At 43.0% G+C, this 16,019-nt stretch carries 21 protein-coding genes; 3 read left to right on the top strand and 18 right to left on the bottom strand.

What is annotated here, in order from left to right:
* Positions 1 to 138 precede the first annotated feature (138 nt).
* Together ACSSVW_RS14905 and ACSSVW_RS14900 are read left to right on the top strand one after the other, a co-directional pair.
* Positions 139 to 1,026 (top strand): hypothetical protein, encoded by an 888-nt coding sequence (locus ACSSVW_RS14905; RefSeq protein ID WP_454179581.1) that lies wholly within the window; start codon positions 139 to 141, stop codon positions 1,024 to 1,026.
* Between the two features lie 84 nt (positions 1,027 to 1,110).
* Entirely contained in the window at positions 1,111 to 1,356 is a 246-nt protein-coding gene (locus ACSSVW_RS14900) for a hypothetical protein (protein ID WP_036974184.1), read from the top strand.
* Here ACSSVW_RS14900 and ACSSVW_RS14895 read toward each other — a convergent pair.
* From ACSSVW_RS14895 to ACSSVW_RS14875, 5 genes are all read right to left on the bottom strand, one after another.
* Positions 1,353 to 1,868: a DUF4124 domain-containing protein gene (locus ACSSVW_RS14895; protein WP_081759806.1), complete on the bottom strand. Its 516-nt coding sequence runs from the start codon at positions 1,866 to 1,868 to the stop codon at positions 1,353 to 1,355. The genes ACSSVW_RS14900 and ACSSVW_RS14895 overlap by 4 nt on opposite strands.
* Positions 1,869 to 1,883: 15 nt before the next feature.
* The gene (locus ACSSVW_RS14890; protein WP_182395999.1) at positions 1,884 to 2,606 is read right to left on the bottom strand and encodes a substrate-binding periplasmic protein; all 723 of its coding nucleotides are present in this window, start codon (positions 2,604 to 2,606) and stop codon (positions 1,884 to 1,886) included.
* Between the two features lie 100 nt (positions 2,607 to 2,706).
* Positions 2,707 to 3,447: a phosphoadenylyl-sulfate reductase gene (locus ACSSVW_RS14885; RefSeq protein WP_036974190.1), complete on the bottom strand. Its 741-nt coding sequence runs from the start codon at positions 3,445 to 3,447 to the stop codon at positions 2,707 to 2,709.
* Between the two features lie 38 nt (positions 3,448 to 3,485).
* Positions 3,486 to 5,183 carry an assimilatory sulfite reductase (NADPH) hemoprotein subunit gene (cysI, locus tag ACSSVW_RS14880; RefSeq protein WP_182395997.1) on the bottom strand — a complete coding sequence of 566 codons (1,698 nt, stop codon included), beginning with the start codon at positions 5,181 to 5,183 and terminating at the stop codon, positions 3,486 to 3,488.
* 48 nt (positions 5,184 to 5,231) lie between these two features.
* Complete coding sequence (locus tag ACSSVW_RS14875) at positions 5,232 to 7,046, bottom strand: assimilatory sulfite reductase (NADPH) flavoprotein subunit (protein WP_454179580.1); 1,815 nt, start codon at positions 7,044 to 7,046, stop codon at positions 5,232 to 5,234.
* Positions 7,047 to 7,386: 340 nt separating this feature from the next.
* Here ACSSVW_RS14875 and ACSSVW_RS14870 point away from each other — a divergent pair, with 340 nt between their 5' ends.
* Entirely contained in the window at positions 7,387 to 9,027 is a 1,641-nt protein-coding gene (locus ACSSVW_RS14870; protein ID WP_454179579.1) for an endonuclease, read from the top strand.
* Positions 9,028 to 9,069: 42 nt separating this feature from the next.
* Here ACSSVW_RS14870 and ACSSVW_RS14865 read toward each other — a convergent pair whose 3' ends face one another.
* The 13 genes from ACSSVW_RS14865 to rplC all read right to left on the bottom strand — a co-directional run bounded on the left by ACSSVW_RS14865 (position 9,070) and on the right by rplC (position 16,009).
* Complete coding sequence (locus tag ACSSVW_RS14865; protein ID WP_454179578.1) at positions 9,070 to 9,657, bottom strand: hypothetical protein; 588 nt, start codon at positions 9,655 to 9,657, stop codon at positions 9,070 to 9,072.
* Between the two features lie 73 nt (positions 9,658 to 9,730).
* A complete protein-coding gene (locus ACSSVW_RS14860; protein ID WP_454179577.1) occupies positions 9,731 to 10,027 on the bottom strand; it encodes a hypothetical protein in 297 nt (98 codons plus the stop codon).
* A gap of 64 nt (positions 10,028 to 10,091) precedes the next feature.
* On the bottom strand, positions 10,092 to 10,847 hold the full coding sequence (locus tag ACSSVW_RS14855; protein WP_454179576.1) for a hypothetical protein: 756 nt from the start codon (positions 10,845 to 10,847) through the stop codon (positions 10,092 to 10,094).
* A gap of 533 nt (positions 10,848 to 11,380) precedes the next feature.
* Complete coding sequence (gene rpsQ / locus ACSSVW_RS14850) at positions 11,381 to 11,638, bottom strand: 30S ribosomal protein S17 (RefSeq protein WP_036974206.1); 258 nt, start codon at positions 11,636 to 11,638, stop codon at positions 11,381 to 11,383.
* On the bottom strand, positions 11,638 to 11,829 hold the full coding sequence (gene rpmC, locus ACSSVW_RS14845) for a 50S ribosomal protein L29 (protein WP_004588692.1): 192 nt from the start codon (positions 11,827 to 11,829) through the stop codon (positions 11,638 to 11,640). The genes rpsQ and rpmC overlap by 1 nt, the downstream gene beginning before the upstream one ends.
* Positions 11,829 to 12,242, bottom strand: a complete 414-nt coding sequence (rplP, locus tag ACSSVW_RS14840) for a 50S ribosomal protein L16 (protein ID WP_036974208.1) — start codon at positions 12,240 to 12,242, stop codon at positions 11,829 to 11,831. The genes rpmC and rplP overlap by 1 nt, the downstream gene beginning before the upstream one ends.
* Before the next feature lie 12 nt (positions 12,243 to 12,254).
* Entirely contained in the window at positions 12,255 to 12,956 is a 702-nt protein-coding gene (gene rpsC / locus ACSSVW_RS14835; RefSeq protein WP_036974210.1) for a 30S ribosomal protein S3, read from the bottom strand.
* 11 nt (positions 12,957 to 12,967) lie between these two features.
* The gene (rplV, locus tag ACSSVW_RS14830; protein WP_004588690.1) at positions 12,968 to 13,300 is read right to left on the bottom strand and encodes a 50S ribosomal protein L22; all 333 of its coding nucleotides are present in this window, start codon (positions 13,298 to 13,300) and stop codon (positions 12,968 to 12,970) included.
* Between the two features lie 14 nt (positions 13,301 to 13,314).
* Positions 13,315 to 13,593, bottom strand: a complete 279-nt coding sequence (gene rpsS / locus ACSSVW_RS14825; RefSeq protein ID WP_010376377.1) for a 30S ribosomal protein S19 — start codon at positions 13,591 to 13,593, stop codon at positions 13,315 to 13,317.
* A gap of 16 nt (positions 13,594 to 13,609) precedes the next feature.
* Positions 13,610 to 14,434 carry a 50S ribosomal protein L2 gene (rplB, locus tag ACSSVW_RS14820; protein ID WP_036974212.1) on the bottom strand — a complete coding sequence of 275 codons (825 nt, stop codon included), beginning with the start codon at positions 14,432 to 14,434 and terminating at the stop codon, positions 13,610 to 13,612.
* A gap of 17 nt (positions 14,435 to 14,451) precedes the next feature.
* Positions 14,452 to 14,754, bottom strand: a complete 303-nt coding sequence (rplW, locus tag ACSSVW_RS14815; RefSeq protein ID WP_036974214.1) for a 50S ribosomal protein L23 — start codon at positions 14,752 to 14,754, stop codon at positions 14,452 to 14,454.
* The gene (gene rplD, locus ACSSVW_RS14810; RefSeq protein ID WP_036974217.1) at positions 14,751 to 15,356 is read right to left on the bottom strand and encodes a 50S ribosomal protein L4; all 606 of its coding nucleotides are present in this window, start codon (positions 15,354 to 15,356) and stop codon (positions 14,751 to 14,753) included. The genes rplW and rplD overlap by 4 nt, the downstream gene beginning before the upstream one ends.
* A gap of 17 nt (positions 15,357 to 15,373) precedes the next feature.
* A complete protein-coding gene (rplC, locus tag ACSSVW_RS14805; RefSeq protein ID WP_036974218.1) occupies positions 15,374 to 16,009 on the bottom strand; it encodes a 50S ribosomal protein L3 in 636 nt (211 codons plus the stop codon).
* Positions 16,010 to 16,019 lie beyond the last annotated feature (10 nt).

Genomic DNA, 16,019 nt, shown 5'->3' with positions numbered 1-16,019 from the left:
AAAACACCAATAAATTGCAGTTTAGACCAGCACACTTAGTTACAAAAAATGAAAAGAACATAAAAATCAGCATGTTAAACTTGGATCATAATTTGCAAATGCTAACCAGATAAAAATCACAATAATTTTGGAATCCATATGACTATTGCATCATTCAAACGCGCGATGTGCGCAACTGCCATCTCATCGAGCTTATTATTAGCCGGCTGTGTTATTCATGTATCTGCGGATCAGTTTGCTGAACAAAAACAACAAGACTTACGCGTTTCGGCTGCAAATGTAAGTCAGTTAAAAATCGATGCCGAAGCAGGCTCACTGATCACCAAAGGCGACAGCAATGCCACAGCTATCACAGTGAATGCCAATATCTATGCGGCTAAAGGCGATGAAACCTATACGCTAACACTTGAAAAACACGGCGACACAGCAGAGCTTATCAGTAAGTTCAATAATGGTAGCGTGTCGTTTTACAGTGGCTCATCACCTCATATCGATTTAATCGTATCTGTGCCAGCACAGCTTAAACTTGATATTGATGATGATTCAGGTGATATCGTCATACGTGCTATGCAAAGCGATATCAATATTGATGATGACTCAGGATCCATTGTGATTGAAGGAGGTCGCAATATTCGTCTTGATGATGACTCTGGCGACATTCACATTAGTAATGTAAGCGGCAATATCAACATAGAAGACGATTCTGGCTCAATTATAATAGACCAAGGCCAAGGCCGTATTGATATTGAAGATGACTCTGGAGATATTCGCATCGAGAATAGCCAAGGCCCAGCACGTATCATTGATGAATCAGGTAGTATTAGCGTTAAAACATTAGGTGGTGCGCTCACTATCGAAGACGGCTCTGGTGATATAGATGTAAGACACATAAAAGGGCTCGTTACCATCACCGATGGCTCTGGCAGTATTTATGTCAATGATACCCTTGGACTCACTATTATTGAGGCTGGTTCTGGCGACTTAAGTATTGACAATATTAACGGCCCAGTAAAGCTCAATAAGTAACCAATCATTACTTGATTTAAAACAAACCGTCTAAATCATATAGCACCTACACTTTAATTACGCCTTTAAATGTTGGTGCTTAAAATGACAGAAAAAAATATTATAAGAACCCTTAAAGTGTTTATTATATTAGGTATTTGCTTAATTATTTTAGGCCACTCGCTGTTAGCAAGTAACTATTTAGATGAAAGCCTAGGTGTACACGGCATTATGATCAGTGCGGCTTGTATCGCGGTAGGCGTATTATTTTCATTACCGACAAAGATTTATTTAACCATTCTTTTAATGAAGCTTGAAAGCGAATTAACCACAAAAAACACGCACGTTTAGTGTTCTAATTGCTTATTACGTTGCTCAATTTGCAGCTTTATTTGCTCAGCATCTTGTATGAGTTGTTGTATTTTTTTAGGGTCGTATAAATTCGAATCTGCAGCTGATTTAACCTGAGTCTCAGTTAACTTGCTTTCGGGGTCTGCTTGAAAACTCTCTGCGGGTAACACCGTGATTTCTCGCGAGTCTAACGTCACCAACGTACTCGCATATTGTGGGTGAGGTGTATCTGCAAAATGCCACTGTCCCTGCTCATCTTGCCATTTATAAACCACAACAGCTGCATGACCATTATCAGGCTCGCTAAATTGCTTTAAAAGCTGCTCGGCTTTAACACCCCACGACTCAACATTTTGTGACGCGCTTTGAGTGACATCATGACTTACTTGTTGTGAATAACGTTGCAACATGCTGAGCGATAAGTAAGGCTGACCATCGGGCTTTTTTATATAAAATAGCAGCACAATACTGGTCAGTAATAGCATTACTGCAAGATAGCAAAATCGCTTCATGATCCAATTTATCCGTTATTGGTAGTTATTCATTATCTTAGCAAACTCTCCTGATGATTTGAGATTTTTCAGAAAGTCATTAAATTGTTTGCTGGTCTCTTTACCACGTTCATCAAACGCAAACTGCAACTGTAATGGCGCTTTGCCTACAGAGTAATCACTCACAGTGAACTTTTTAAAATCATTATTGCGAGCAACATACCACGTTAAGGCATCCCGAGAAATCACTGCGACGCGTTGGTTATGCTCCCAATCCATTAAGGCAAGTAGCATTTCAAATTCTGAGTAAAAATTCTCTCTGTGCATATCACCTGATTGAAATAAGTGTTCAAACTGGGGATAGGTGTAGCCATAACGCGCCATAAGCACATACCCGGCAAGCTGTTCAATCATAGGAATATGGCAGCCACTTGGCATGACCAATACATCTTCTACCATCGCGAGCGCATCACTCCAATAGTATTGATTCTGTCCAACATACCACTCTACAGACTCGATTCGACCATCAAGTAACCCTTCATCAAGCATTTTTTGTGAACGTTTCTCTGGCACGTAAAAGTAATCAATACTCACTCCATATTGTTTTGCAAAACGGTTCAGTAAATCGCTCACAATGCCCTCTTCTTTACCGGCCATAAAATGATAAGGAGGATAATCGCTATCAGGCAATCCTATACGAAGCGTATCGGCTAAACACAATGGACTAAACAACAAGAATAATATAACTAAACGGCTCATGATTTTCTCTCACTCGATTGAGCCATGGACTATACATTTTTGGTATAAAAAAAGCGCAACCGATGTCGCGCTTTATGAATTTTCTGATAGGAAATTAGGACTAAATACCGTCACCATCAATGTGTAAACCACACTCACGGTTTAACCCAAAGAAACGAGTCTCTTCTTCAGTCATACCGGGTTCGAGTTTACGTGTTGTATGCACATCACCCATTGACACATAGCCTTGCTCCCAAAGCGGATGGTACGGCAAATCATGTTTCGTTAGGTACTGATAGATATCGCGATTATTCCACTCTATCAGTGGATACACTTTCACTGTACCACGGCTAATTTCAACTATTTGTTTATCAGCACGCGACGATGATTGATCTCGACGAAGGCCACTGAACCATGTACCCGCATTAAGCTCATTCAATGCGCGGGTCATTGGCTCAACTTTATTAAGCTGATTGTACTGCTTAATACCCGCCTCTCCTTGCTCCCAAAGCTTACCAAACTTCGCTTCCTGCCACGCAGGGCTGAGCTCAGACTTGTACACTTTAAGATTCAGCGATAACCGTTCTGTCATGTGTTCAATAAACTGATATGTCTCTGGGAACAAATAACCAGTATCAGTCAGTACCACAGGAATATCTGGCTGCTGCGATGTCACAAGGTGTAGCATCACAGCGGCTTGTATACCAAAGCTAGACGATAAAAAGTGTGTACTTGGTAAGTTTTCAAGTGCCCACGCAACACGCTCCTCAGCGCTTTTTTCAGCAAGAAGACCGTTAATATCAGCCAGCATGGCTGTTTGGTCTTCTTTGCTCATCGTTAAGATGTTTTTAAATTCACTCATGGTTAATTCCAAACCTTAAAGCGGTGTCGCTTATAAAATTATGCGTGAAAATCAGTTACTGAAACTTTAACTTCAGCAACAATGCCTTTGCGAATAACAAAATCACCAAAACATTCACCGTCATTACGCTCACTCGCCCATTGGCCTATGAGCTTATCGAATGCATCTAGGTAGACATCTTCGCCAACATTTTCTAAATACAATTTAGGAATACGCGTGCCTTCACGGTTACCACCTAAGTACACGTTGTATTTACCCGGGCCTTTACCAACAAGCCCTGCTTCTGCCAACATTGCGCGGCCACAGCCATTCGGGCAACCCACAACACGCATAATAATGTTGTCATCACCCATACCGTGTTTCGCTAAGAGCGCTTCTGTTTTCTCAATTAAGCTTGGTAAGTAACGCTCAGCTTCTGCCATCGCTAATGGACACGTTGGTAGGGCCACACACGCCATTGAGTTTTTACGTTGCTCAGTATGGCTGTCATCAATTAAACCATGATTACGAGCAATCTCTTCGATAACGGCTTTTTGATCAGCGGGTACGCCAGCAATGATCAGGTTTTGGTTTGCCGTCATACGGAAATCACCTTGGTGAATTTCAGCAATTTTACGACATCCCGTTTTGAGTGGTTTATCTGGGTAATCTAAAATACGGCCACTTTGAATAAACAGCGTTAAATGGTGCTTACCATCAATGCCTTCTACCCAGCCAATACGGTCACCACGATGCGTAAACTCGTACGGACGACTATCTTCGAATTTAACACCAGCACGCTTTTCAACTTCCGCTTTAAATACATCAGTACCTACACGGTCTAATGTGTATTTGGTTTTTGCATTTTTACGGTTTGAACGGTTACCCCAATCACGTTGAACAGACACCACGTGCTCAGCAATTTTCAATGTGTGTTCAAGTGGAATAAAACCAAAGTCATCTGCTTTACGTGGATACGTAGCTGTATCACCGTGAGTCATCGCAAGACCACCCCCCACTAACACGTTAAAGCCTACTAATTTGCCGTTTTCTGCAATTGCCACAAAGTTTAAATCATTGGCGTGTACATCCACTTCGTTATTCGGTGGAATCGTTACCGTCGTTTTAAACTTACGTGGTAAGTACGTTGAGCCTAAAATGGGCTCTTCGGTGGTTTCGCTCTTTTCGCCATCTAACCAAATCTCAGCATAAGCCTTGGTTTTTGGTAATAAATGCTCAGAAATCTTCGCGGCCCACTCGTACGCTTCTTGATGAAGCTCTGACTCAACTGGGTTCGTCGTACACAGTACGTTTCGGTTCACATCGCCCGCGGTCGCAATTGAGTCAATGCCCACGCTATTAAGCATTTGGTGCATGCCTTTAATATTGGGCTTAAGTACACCATGAAACTGAAACGTTTGGCGTGTTGTTAAACGAATACTGCCGTAGCTGGTTTTCTCGTCGGCGAATTTATCAATCGCTAACCATTGTTCAGGCTTGATGATACCGCCAGGCATACGCGCACGTAACATAACATTATGTAACGGCTCTAGCTTTTGTTTAGCACGTTCAGCGCGAATGTCGCGGTCATCTTGCTGGTACATGCCGTGAAAACGGATCAGTTGGAAGTTATCAGCGGTAAAACCACCGGTGATCTCGTCTTTTAAATCTTGTGCAATGGTGCCACGTAAAAAGTTACTTTCTCTTTTCAAACGCTCGTTATCAGAAAGCTTTACGTTTTTGTCTTGTTCGCTCATGGTATTTCCTAAATTTGTTACGGTGACGGCTGTTAGCTTTAAACGTGATTAATACACGTCTTTCTGATAGCGATTGGCGCTACGTAAATCTTTTAAGTATTGCTCAGCTTGCTCATCATCTTTGCCGCTGTTTTCTTTGATGATGTCAACCAGTGCGTGGTGCACATCTTTCGCCATACGATTAGCATCACCACAAATATAGATGTGTGCTCCGGCTTCTAACCACGCAAACACCTCTTTGCTGTTTTTACGTAGTTTGTCTTGAACATAAACTTTTTCTGCTTGATCACGGCTAAATGCTACATCCACTTTAGTGAGTAAGCCTGACTTTAAGTAGCCTTGAATTTCTACTTGATACAAGAAGTCTTGCGTAAAGTGTGGGTTACCAAAGAATAGCCAGTTTTTACCACTTGCTTCACGGGCGTCTCGTTCTTGTAAAAACGCACGGAATGGCGCAATACCGGTACCCGGTCCCACCATAATAATGGGCGTTTCGTCGCTTACTGGTAAGCGGAAGTTGTCGTTATGCTCACTGAATACTTTTACCTTACAGCCTTCTTCAGCTCGACGCGCTAAATAACCAGAACAGCCCCCTAAGTGCTCGCTGCCAAATGCGTCAAACTCAACCAGACCAACCGTTAAGTGCACTTCTTCTTCAACTTCGGCTTGGCTCGATGCAATCGAATATAAACGCGCTTGTAGTTTGCGTAAGCAATCTACTAACGTTTGTGCGTCAAGCTTTGCTGGGTTTTGACGAATAATATCGAAGATTTGGCGAGGCTCAATGTACTCACGCATAGCCGCTTTATCTTCAACAAGCTTTAATAATTCAGGGTTACCCGTTGCTGTTGCGTATTTTTCAACAAAGCCAGGGTAAGACTGCGTTAATTCTAACTTTTCAATCAGTGCATCACGTACGCTTAGCGTTTCGTCGCCTAGTTTAACCGTGCTCGATGCATCGATTTGTGTAAGCGCAAGCACTTCATCAACAAGCGCTTCGTCATTTAAGAAGTACACACCCAACGAATCACCCGGTGTATAGGTAATATCAGAACCTTCTAGAGAAATCTCAACATGACGTACATCTTTCGTTGAATCACGGCCTGTGATCTTTTGTACCACACTAAGCTCAGCGGCAAACGGGTTTTGTTTGGTGTATTGACTTGCTGCTGGTGCTGCTGCACCAAATGGCATTGCCACCACTTGACCATCGCTTGTTTGTTGCTGTGCTTTTAGGTCGGGTTCAAATGCATCAAGCGCACCGTCTATCCATTTTGCAGCTTCGTCATCGTAATCAACGTCTAAGTCTGCGCGTTGGAAAATAGTTTCTGCACCTAGTTTATTGAAGCGCTCTTCAAAATCTTTTGCTGTTTGGCAGAAGAATTCGTAGCTTGAATCACCTAAACCAATTACTGCTACCTTTACACCATCTAATTTAGGTGCTTTTTTGGTGGTTAAGAATTCATGTAAGCTTTCTGCATCTTCAGGTGGCTCACCTTCACCGTATGTTGATACCACAACAGTGATAAATTTTTCTTTTTTCAGGGCTGTAGGCTTGTAGTCAGCCATATTGACTAGTTTTACTACTAATCCACGTGACTCAGCTTGCTCTTTTAATTTGCTTGCAACACCTTTGGCGTTGCCTGTTTGTGAGCCGTATAAAATAGTGAGTGGTGCAGCATCGCCTGCAGCAGGAGCCGCAGCAACGCCCCCTGTTAGTGCACCCGCATTAGCACTCGCAGCTAAGTAACCACTTACCCACGCTTGCTGAATTGGATTAAGTTCAGCCACTAAGCCTTGCAGCTTTTGTACTTGCTCTTGCGATAGCGGGCTCGCCGCTGCATTTAGTTGACTCAACAACATGAATTTATTCCTCGTAACCCTGAAAGTTAACTGCGAAACCCCTTGCTACTGGCATTTCACTAACAATTTTTTCGACTTTAAAAGAGCTCAAACGATGCTTTTTAAAAGTTTATCTGAGCGTGAAGAATAACGAGGTCTCGCGCGATTAAAAAAGAATAGAATCTGCTTTGATATTCCATTTAGTTATTAATTTTCATATTTACTATAAAAAACAGATTAAATGCTCACTTAGTCGAATAAATATTTTACCAGTTAACATTATTGCAACATACCGTGTTTAGCCTATACTCGCTGTGTTCATTTTAAGAACAGACAATATAACAATGAAAAGGAAACAATAATGTCACACGGGACATGTAATAAAATAATGCTAGCCAGCAGTTTGCTGTGTTTAGCAAGTTCAGCAATGGCGAATATCAACAATGCTGATTTCGAAACTTGGTCAGCAGGTGCCCCTTCAGGTTGGAGCACAATTGACAGTGGTATAAATCTCAGCAGCAACAGTAATGTAGTTTACTCGGGTAACTACTCAGCTCGCGTTACAGTGAATACAGGTACGCAAAGTAATACTGATTTATTACAAATGGTTGATGTCGTTGCGGGTGAAAGCTATGAGTTTTCGGCGTGGGTTTATCATACCGAAGGGGGGGTGAAGGCACGCCTTGTCGTTGATGGCTACCAAGGTTATTCAAACTCAGCATTAACAAACCAATGGCAACAGATCAGCTATCAATATACCGCATCAGTAACAACCTCTATCGATGTAGGATTACGTTTTTACGACGTAACGGGCTTTGATGGCAGCGAAGTTGTTTATGTCGATAACTTTGCGCCAAACACTGGCACACCGCCTCCACCTGCGGGGGGCTGTACAGATAACCAAGTCGCGCTTACCCTCACCACCGACAACTATGGGGAAGAGACCAGTTGGCAAATTACCAATGCTCAAGGCGGCACAGTAGCATCAGGCGGCAGCTACGCTGCTAATACGAACTATAATGAGCAAGCCTGTTTAGTTGATGGTGACTACACATTCACTATTTTTGATAGTTACGGTGATGGCATGTGCTGTTCATTCGGTAATGGCAGCTACAGTCTTTCTTTAGGTCAAACTGTGCTTGCCAGTGGCGCAAGCTTCCAAAGCTCAGAGGCTACACCGTTTAGTTTAGGTGATAACACTGGCGGCGGGAATGGCGGCGGTACCACACCAACAGAACCGACAGGATATTATGTAACGACTCAAGGCCTTACAGGCTATGCTTTAAAAACGGAACTGTACAACATAATTAAGGATCATAACTCACAAGGTTATTCGGCTATTTGGGGATTTTACGACCTCGCATCGCGTGATAAATACTTTGAGAATGATAACTCAATTTTAGACCGTTATTCAGAGAATCCAGCAGGCCAAGACAGCTATAACTATGTTGCTGTGAGCGACCAGTGCGGTACCTACAACAGTGAAGCTGATTGCTATAACCGCGAGCATTCGTTCCCAAAAAGCTGGTTTGGTGGCACTGTTGAGCCCATGAATTCAGATGTACATCATATCTTTGCCACTGATGGCTATGTAAATTCAAAACGCAGTAACTACCCTTTCGGCGAAGTCGCCAGTGCAAGCTACACCTCTAGTAATGGAAGCAAATTAGGCAGTGCCGCCAGTTCATTAAATTACTCAGGTACGGTATTCGAACCGATTGATGAGTTTAAAGGTGATTTTGCACGGGCTTATTTTTACATGGCAACACGCTATGAAAATGTGATTGCTAACTGGCAAAACAACACAACGTATAGCAATGCTGTGCTTAATGGCTCATCAAGTCAGGTGTTCGAGAACTGGGTCATTGCGATGCTATTAAAATGGCATAACGACGACCCTGTTAGTCAGCTTGAACTTGATAGAAACCAAGCCGCATTTGAATTCCAAGGAAATCGTAACCCATTTGTTGATCACCCTGAATTTGCAGAAATGATTTGGTAACTTCGTTAAGGCAAGACACTTAACGTCAGTTAAGTGTCTTTTTTAATCAAGTAAAACCACTTTATTTGCCGCAATTAACCCGTCTACATAGCGCTTTTCTAAATGCCACGGATGACGCTTCCATCCTCGAAAAGCGAATCCAGCAATATGTATTTTTTCAAACTGCGATAAATAGAAAGCGATAGCTAGAGTGCCAGAGCTTGGGCAATAAGGTCGATGTATTACAGGTCCTAAAGTAAGCAAGTGAGCGAGTAATGATTGTCGAAACTGAGCGCTTAAACGTTCACATTTACAGTGCAGACCATACATCTTAAATAACTGATTAGCGTAGTCTATCTTGCCTTTTCGATGAATTAATTTAAAAAAGCAGTGCAACAACGGATGAGGGTTAGGATCGGTGATCATAACCTGTGAAAGCCCTTCGAGTGGTATTGTAAGCGGTCTCTGTAGTAAGCCATGCGCCTGATAGCCTCGCCCAACTAGCCATAGATCGGTACAACGCTTACCTAAATGGGCTGGCATGTCTGCACAACGATTAAACCTAACCACGCGTGGGCAGCGATTAACGCTCGCTGCGATATGCGCACCCACAGGGCCATTACCTAAAATAATAATGTTTGGTTGTTGCATGACCCAAGGCACTCCATGTTATTCCTTAAAACAGTGTTATTTCACGCCAGCAACATGACCAGTTAATGACAGCTCACGCTAAATGTAATGTATATGCTAAACGTGTGTGTTCAATAAACAGTACATCATGTCGTTGCCGCTCAACACGGATACGGTAACCAAGCTGATGTAACACCTGTTTTAATAAAGCTTGATGCTGCTGCGGTGTTGAATAATGAGAGATATCGAGTGCAACTAACAATGCCTTAGCATAATGAGATCCTGATAAAAGAGACCGAAAAATGCGGTTCTGTACGTCGATGATTTGTGTGACTGAGGTGTTGTAGCAATTAATTTGCAGACTTAACAGGTAGTTTTCGAGTGCATTCATAGCAACGTCCTTCTAAAAAACGCCACTTTAAAAGCTCAACTTTAGTTGAGGTAAAGAACTTTATTTATTTTTTGCTCCACTTATTCATAATCTCCTTGAACAACGCTGCTTCTTTATCTTCACAGGGTCTGGGTGAACCACTCGGTACGCCTGATTTACCGAACACTGAATTAAAGTCAATGCCATAACACTGTCCATTCAGCATCTCGATGCGTCGACTACCATCACCATTTTCCCATAATACCGTGGCTTCGCTTGAAATTGAGTACTCTTTAGGGCTCGTTATTCGTACTCCACTCGCATTGTTTGTTGCTGAGTGTAAATTTCCTGTCGCGTGCGCGGTCGACTGGTTGTACTCAACATCCATGTTAGGTAATGGCGCATAAGGATTAAGCTTTTTAAATGGCCTTGATGATACCTCTGATGCAACGATTTCAGGCTCTTTTGTTGGCGTAGCGACTGTTGACGCATTGGTCATTGTCCTTCCTCTGGAATTTGTTTGAGCAGCCAGACTTAAAGTACTTTCATTCATAGCTGCGTAACTCGGCTGTTCAGCAACTTCTGAAGCAGTGTCCTCTGATTTTGGTTCTGTCGCAGAACCTAATTGGCTACTCTTAGCTTTTTCTTCGGGCGTTTTTTCTACATCTATATTTAAGCGAGGTAAGGTCGTGAGATCAACGGTAACATAGGCTTGCATCACACCTTTAGGTTCAAGCCAAGGCGCAACAATGACACGCTGAGCATGTTTAGCAAATATAAGCAGTATGAGAACATGAAGTGTAATCGAAAACACCCATGCTTTATAACGTCCCTTTAACACCAACACTCCTTGTTTTTTATTCTAAGAGTATTTAATAACCCAATAAGTTCATTGTTAACTCGTAAGGGGTTAGCACACAGTAAATCCCGTTTAACTGGTCGCAATTCGCTTAATTAAGTGGTCTATGTTGAGGTGCAAAACGTGTCGGTGGCAAGGCACTAATTTGGTTATTGAAGTGTACGAAATCAACAAAGTATAACGCTGTGAACGTCAGGTTTAGTGTTTTAAATGAGTAATACCATTCCTTGATAACAAGGCAAAAATTTAGTTATTTAGTTGTTCTCGGCAATTGCTCCTGCATTTCCCCCTACCTCCATGCAATCGTAAATCAGACATTTATAACGTAAGTAGCAACAGGTTTAATCACTCAAAATGAGTAAGTATTATTGCGGGTTGGTATCAGTGTTATTTCAGGTGGGTATAACCCCTACTCGCTGAGCTAACGACTCACGTCACAAAGCAGTGAAGCTTGTTTTAAATACAAAAAACCCCAGCAAAGCCGGGGTTTTTTAGTAAGTAAACTTAATTAAAAATTAAGCTTGCTTTGGACGCTCAACAACGTCTACTAAAGTCCAAGACTTAGTCTTAGAAATAGGAGCACACTCACGGATAGTAACTACGTCACCAGCTTGAGCTGTATTGTTTTCGTCATGTACGTGTAACTTAGTCGTACGTTTGATGAATTTCCCATAGATTGGGTGCTTCACGTAACGTGCGATAGCAACAGTGAAAGATTTATCCATCTTGTCGCTGATTACACGGCCTTGAAGAGTACGGATTTTATCGCTCATTATTGACCTGCCTTCTGGTTAATAATTGTTTTTACACGCGCGATATCGCGACGTACTGTTCTTAGCGTGTGTGTTTGAGCTAACTGACCAGTGCTTGCTTGCATGCGCAGGTTGAACTGCTCACGAAGAAGTCCTAGAAGTTCAGCATTTAGCTCTTCTACGCTTTTGTCTTTTAGTTCGCTAGCTTTCATTACATCACCGTCCGAGTTACGAAAGTTGTTGTGAATGGTAATTTACGTGCTGCAAGGTTGAACGCTTCACGAGCAAGCTCTTCAGAAACACCTTCCATTTCGTAAAGTACTTTACCAGGTTGAATTTCAGCAACCCAATACTCAACAGAACCTTTACCTTTACCCATACGAACTTCTAATGGCTTGTTCGTAATTGGCTTATCTGGGAATACACGAATCCAGATTTTACCTTGACGCTTTACGTGACGTGTCATAGCACGACGAGCTGCTTCGATTTGACGAGCAGTCATACGGCCACGACCAGTAGCTTTCAAACCGAAAGTACCGAAGCTTACTTTGTTACCGTTTTGCGCTAAACCACGGTTGCGGCCTTTGTGCATTTTACGGAATTTTGTACGTTTTGGCTGTAACATTACTCGCTACCTCTACTTAGCACTTTTTTTGGCTTTCTTTGGCGCGCGTTTAGCTGGCTTCTCTTGCTCTTGTACTAGTGGTAAACCACCAATAACTTCGCCTTTGAAGATCCAAACTTTAACACCAATGATACCATAAGTGGTTAAGGCTTCAGAAGTTGCGTAGTCGATATCAGCACGAAGAGTATGTAGAGGTACACGACCTTCACGATACCATTCTGAACGTGCGATCTCAGCACCGCCAAGACGACCGCTAACTTCAACTTTGATACCTTTTGCACCAATACGCATTGCGTTTTGTACCGAACGCTTCATAGCGCGACGGAACATAACACGACGCTCTAGTTGTGACGCAATACCGTCAGCTACTAGTTGTGCATCAAGTTCAGGCTTACGAACTTCAGAAATATTGATCTGAGCCGGAACACCTGCAATCTTAGTTACTGCTTGACGTAGTTTTTCAACGTCTTCGCCTTTTTTACCGATAACAACACCAGGACGAGCTGTGTGAATTGTTACACGGATAGATTTTGCTGGACGCTCAATAACGATTTTAGACACAGAAGCCGCTTTTAATTCCTTAGTAAGGAATGTACGTACTTTGTGATCGCCAAAAAGCTGATCAGAGAAATCTTTTGAATTCGCGTACCAGGTAGAAACCCAAGGTTTAGAGATACCTAGGCGAATACCAGTAGGATGAACTTTTTGTCCCATTACTTATACTCCTAGCTATCTGAAACCACAACAGTGATGTGGCTTGTACGCTTAAGGATGCGGTCTGCGCGTCCTTTAGCACGTGGCATAATACGCTTCATTGTTGGACCATCGTCCACAAAGATCGTAGTTACACGAAGCTCATCAATGTCAGCACCTTCGTTATGCTCTGCGTTAGCAATAGCAGACTCAAGTACTTTCTTAACTAATACAGCCGCTTTTTTAGGGCTGTACGCCAGGATTTCTAGAGCGCGATCAACCGGAAGTCCGCGGATCTGATCTGCAACTAGACGTGCTTTTTGCGCCGAACCAGAGGCGAATTTATGTTTAGCTAATGCTTGCATTTATCATTCTCCTCTTAACGTTTCTTCGCTTTCTTATCCGCAGCGTGACCGCGGTAAGTGCGAGTTGGTGCAAATTCACCTAGTTTGTGACCGATCATTTCGTCTGTGATAAACACAGGAACGTGCTGACGACCATTATGGACAGCGATGGTCAATCCGATCATGTTAGGTATGATCATTGAACGACGGCTCCAAGTTTTAATTGGCTTCTTGTCACCGCTTTCCAACGCTTTCTCTACCTTCTTCAGCAAGTGTAGGTCAATAAAAGGACCTTTCTTGAGAGAACGTGGCATGGCTATTCCTCAACTATTATTTAGTACGACGACGTACGATAAATTTATCAGTACGCTTGTTCTTACGTGTCTTAGCACCTTTAGTCGGTTTACCCCATGGAGACACAGGATGACGACCACCAGATGTACGACCTTCACCACCACCGTGCGGGTGATCTACCGGGTTCATGGCAACACCACGAACTGTCGGACGGATACCACGCCAGCGATTTGCACCAGCTTTACCTAGTGAACGAAGCATATGCTCAGCATTGCCTACTTCACCAAGTGTTGCGCGACAGTCAGCTGGAACTTTACGAACTTCGCCAGAACGAAGACGTAGAGTAACGTATTGACCTTCACGTGCAAGGATTTGAACGTATGCACCAGCAGAACGTGCGATTTGAGCACCTTTACCTGGTTTTAATTCTACGTTGTGAACAGTCGAACCTACAGGCATGTTACGCATTGGTAATGTGTTACCAGCTTTGATTGGTGCATCAACACCAGACTGGATTGAATCACCAGCTTTTAAGCCTTTAGGTGCAATAATGTAACGACGCTCACCGTCTGCATATAATACAAGAGCGATGTTTGCGCTACGGTTTGGATCATACTCTAGACGCTCAACAACAGCTGGAATGCCATCTTTAGTGCGTTTAAAGTCGATTACACGGTAATGATGCTTATGACCACCACCGATGTGACGAACCGTGATACGACCTTTGTTATTACGACCACCAGACTTAGAGTTTTTCTCTAGTAGTGGTGCGTAAGGTTTACCCTTATGAAGATCAGGGTTAACCACTTTAACCAGGTGACGACGACCCGCAGAAGTTGGTTTACACTTTTGAAGTGCCATAATTCTAACTCCCCTTATTACTCGGCGCCGCCGACAAAGTCTAGCTCGCTACCTTCTTTAAGAGTAACGTAAGCTTTCTTCCAGTCTGAACGACGACCGAAACGCATGCCAGTACGTTTTGTTTTACCCTTAACGTTTAGTGTGCGAACACCAGTTACTTCTACTTCAAAAAGCTTCTCAACTGCAGCTTGAACTTCAGCTTTAGTTGCATCTTTAGCTACTTTGAAAACAATCGTGTTGTTTTCTTCAGCAGCGATAGTGCTTTTTTCAGAGATATGTGGAGCAAGGATCACTTTTAAAAGACGTTCTTCACGGATCATGCTAGCGCCTCCTCAAGTTGCTTAACAGCAGCAGCTGTAATAAGTACCTTATCGAAAGCGATTAGGCTTACAGGATCGATACCAGCTACATCACGCGTGTCAACCTTGTACAGGTTACGTGCCGATAAGAATAGATTCTCATCTACTTCTTCAGTCACGATAAGAACATCTTTAAGCTCAAGTTCTTTAAGCTTAGCAACTAGTTCTTTAGTTTTTGGTGCTTCAAGACCAAACTGCTCAACAACGATTAAACGCTCTTGACGAACTAATTCAGATAAGATGCTTTTGATCGCACCGCGGTACATTTTACGGTTTACTTTTTGGCTATGATCTTGTGGTTTAGCTGCGAAGCTAACGCCACCTGAACGCCAAATTGGGCTACGGATTGTACCAGCACGTGCACGGCCAGTACCTTTTTGAGCCCATGGTTTTTTACCACCACCGCTTACTTCAGAACGTGTCTTCTGAGCACGAGTACCTTGACGAGCACCTGCTGCGTAAGCAACAACTACTTGGTGTACTAATGCTTCGTTAAACTCACGTCCAAAAGTAGCTTCAGAAACTTCAAGAGCGCCAGAAGCGTCTTTAATTGCTAATTCCATCACTAAATCTCCAGGACTTATGCTTTAACAGCTGGTTTAACGATAACGTCACCGCCGATAGCGCCAGGTACTGCACCTTTAACTAAAAGCAAGTTACGCTCAGCGTCAACGCGAACTAGTTCTAAGTTTTGAGTCGTTACACGCTCAGCACCCATGTGACCGGCCATTTTCTTACCTTTAAACACCTTACCAGGTGATTGGTTTTGACCGATTGAACCAGGAGCACGGTGAGATAGAGAGTTACCGTGAGTCGCGTCTTGCATGCTGAAATTCCAGCGCTTAACACCACCTTGGAAACCTTTACCTTTAGAAGTACCGGTTACGTCAACTTTGTTGATTTCGTTGAATAATTCAACAGTAAGCTCAGCGCCTACTTCAAAATCGCCTTCACCACCATTTAGGCGGAATTCCCACAGACCGCGACCCGCTTCAACACCTGCTTTAGCGAAGTGACCCGCTGCAGCTTTGTTTACACGGCTTGCTTTTTTAGTGCCTGCGGTTACTTGAAGCGCGTTATAACCGTCTGTTGCTTCAGATTTGATCTGAGCAATACGGTTAGGAGTCGCTTCGATAACTGTCACAGGGATAGATACACCATCTTCAGTGAAGATACGTGTCATACCCACTTTACGACCGACTAGACCTAATGCCATTTTCCTAAAA

This window comes from Pseudoalteromonas sp. MBR-15 (assembly GCF_053628915.1).
Note: the sequence above shows the minus strand (reverse complement) of the source record. Positions and strands in the feature narration are given on the sequence as shown.

Bases quoted from the DNA above. Each gene is read 5' to 3' on its own strand.
- rplD (WP_036974217.1), bottom strand. From the start codon at position 15,356: ATGGAATTAGCAATTAAAGACGCTTCTGGCGCTCTTGAAGTTTCTGAA.
- rplW (WP_036974214.1), bottom strand. From the start codon at position 14,754: ATGATCCGTGAAGAACGTCTTTTAAAAGTGATCCTTGCTCCACATATC.
- rplP (WP_036974208.1), bottom strand. From the start codon at position 12,242: ATGTTACAGCCAAAACGTACAAAATTCCGTAAAATGCACAAAGGCCGC.
- ACSSVW_RS14860 (WP_454179577.1), bottom strand. From the start codon at position 10,027: ATGAATGCACTCGAAAACTACCTGTTAAGTCTGCAAATTAATTGCTAC.
- rplB (WP_036974212.1), bottom strand. From the start codon at position 14,434: ATGGCACTTCAAAAGTGTAAACCAACTTCTGCGGGTCGTCGTCACCTG.
- ACSSVW_RS14895 (WP_081759806.1), bottom strand. From the start codon at position 1,868: ATGAAGCGATTTTGCTATCTTGCAGTAATGCTATTACTGACCAGTATT.
- ACSSVW_RS14890 (WP_182395999.1), bottom strand. From the start codon at position 2,606: ATGAGCCGTTTAGTTATATTATTCTTGTTGTTTAGTCCATTGTGTTTA.
- rpsC (WP_036974210.1), bottom strand. From the start codon at position 12,956: ATGGGACAAAAAGTTCATCCTACTGGTATTCGCCTAGGTATCTCTAAA.
- rpsS (WP_010376377.1), bottom strand. From the start codon at position 13,593: ATGCCACGTTCTCTCAAGAAAGGTCCTTTTATTGACCTACACTTGCTG.
- ACSSVW_RS14905 (WP_454179581.1), top strand. From the start codon at position 139: ATGACTATTGCATCATTCAAACGCGCGATGTGCGCAACTGCCATCTCA.
- ACSSVW_RS14865 (WP_454179578.1), bottom strand. From the start codon at position 9,657: ATGCAACAACCAAACATTATTATTTTAGGTAATGGCCCTGTGGGTGCG.
- rpsQ (WP_036974206.1), bottom strand. From the start codon at position 11,638: ATGAGCGATAAAATCCGTACTCTTCAAGGCCGTGTAATCAGCGACAAG.
- ACSSVW_RS14885 (WP_036974190.1), bottom strand. From the start codon at position 3,447: ATGAGTGAATTTAAAAACATCTTAACGATGAGCAAAGAAGACCAAACA.
- ACSSVW_RS14900 (WP_036974184.1), top strand. From the start codon at position 1,111: ATGACAGAAAAAAATATTATAAGAACCCTTAAAGTGTTTATTATATTA.
- ACSSVW_RS14875 (WP_454179580.1), bottom strand. From the start codon at position 7,046: ATGTTGTTGAGTCAACTAAATGCAGCGGCGAGCCCGCTATCGCAAGAG.
- rplC (WP_036974218.1), bottom strand. From the start codon at position 16,009: ATGGCATTAGGTCTAGTCGGTCGTAAAGTGGGTATGACACGTATCTTC.
- rplV (WP_004588690.1), bottom strand. From the start codon at position 13,300: ATGCAAGCATTAGCTAAACATAAATTCGCCTCTGGTTCGGCGCAAAAA.
- rpmC (WP_004588692.1), bottom strand. From the start codon at position 11,829: ATGAAAGCTAGCGAACTAAAAGACAAAAGCGTAGAAGAGCTAAATGCT.
- cysI (WP_182395997.1), bottom strand. From the start codon at position 5,183: ATGAGCGAACAAGACAAAAACGTAAAGCTTTCTGATAACGAGCGTTTG.
- ACSSVW_RS14870 (WP_454179579.1), top strand. From the start codon at position 7,387: ATGTCACACGGGACATGTAATAAAATAATGCTAGCCAGCAGTTTGCTG.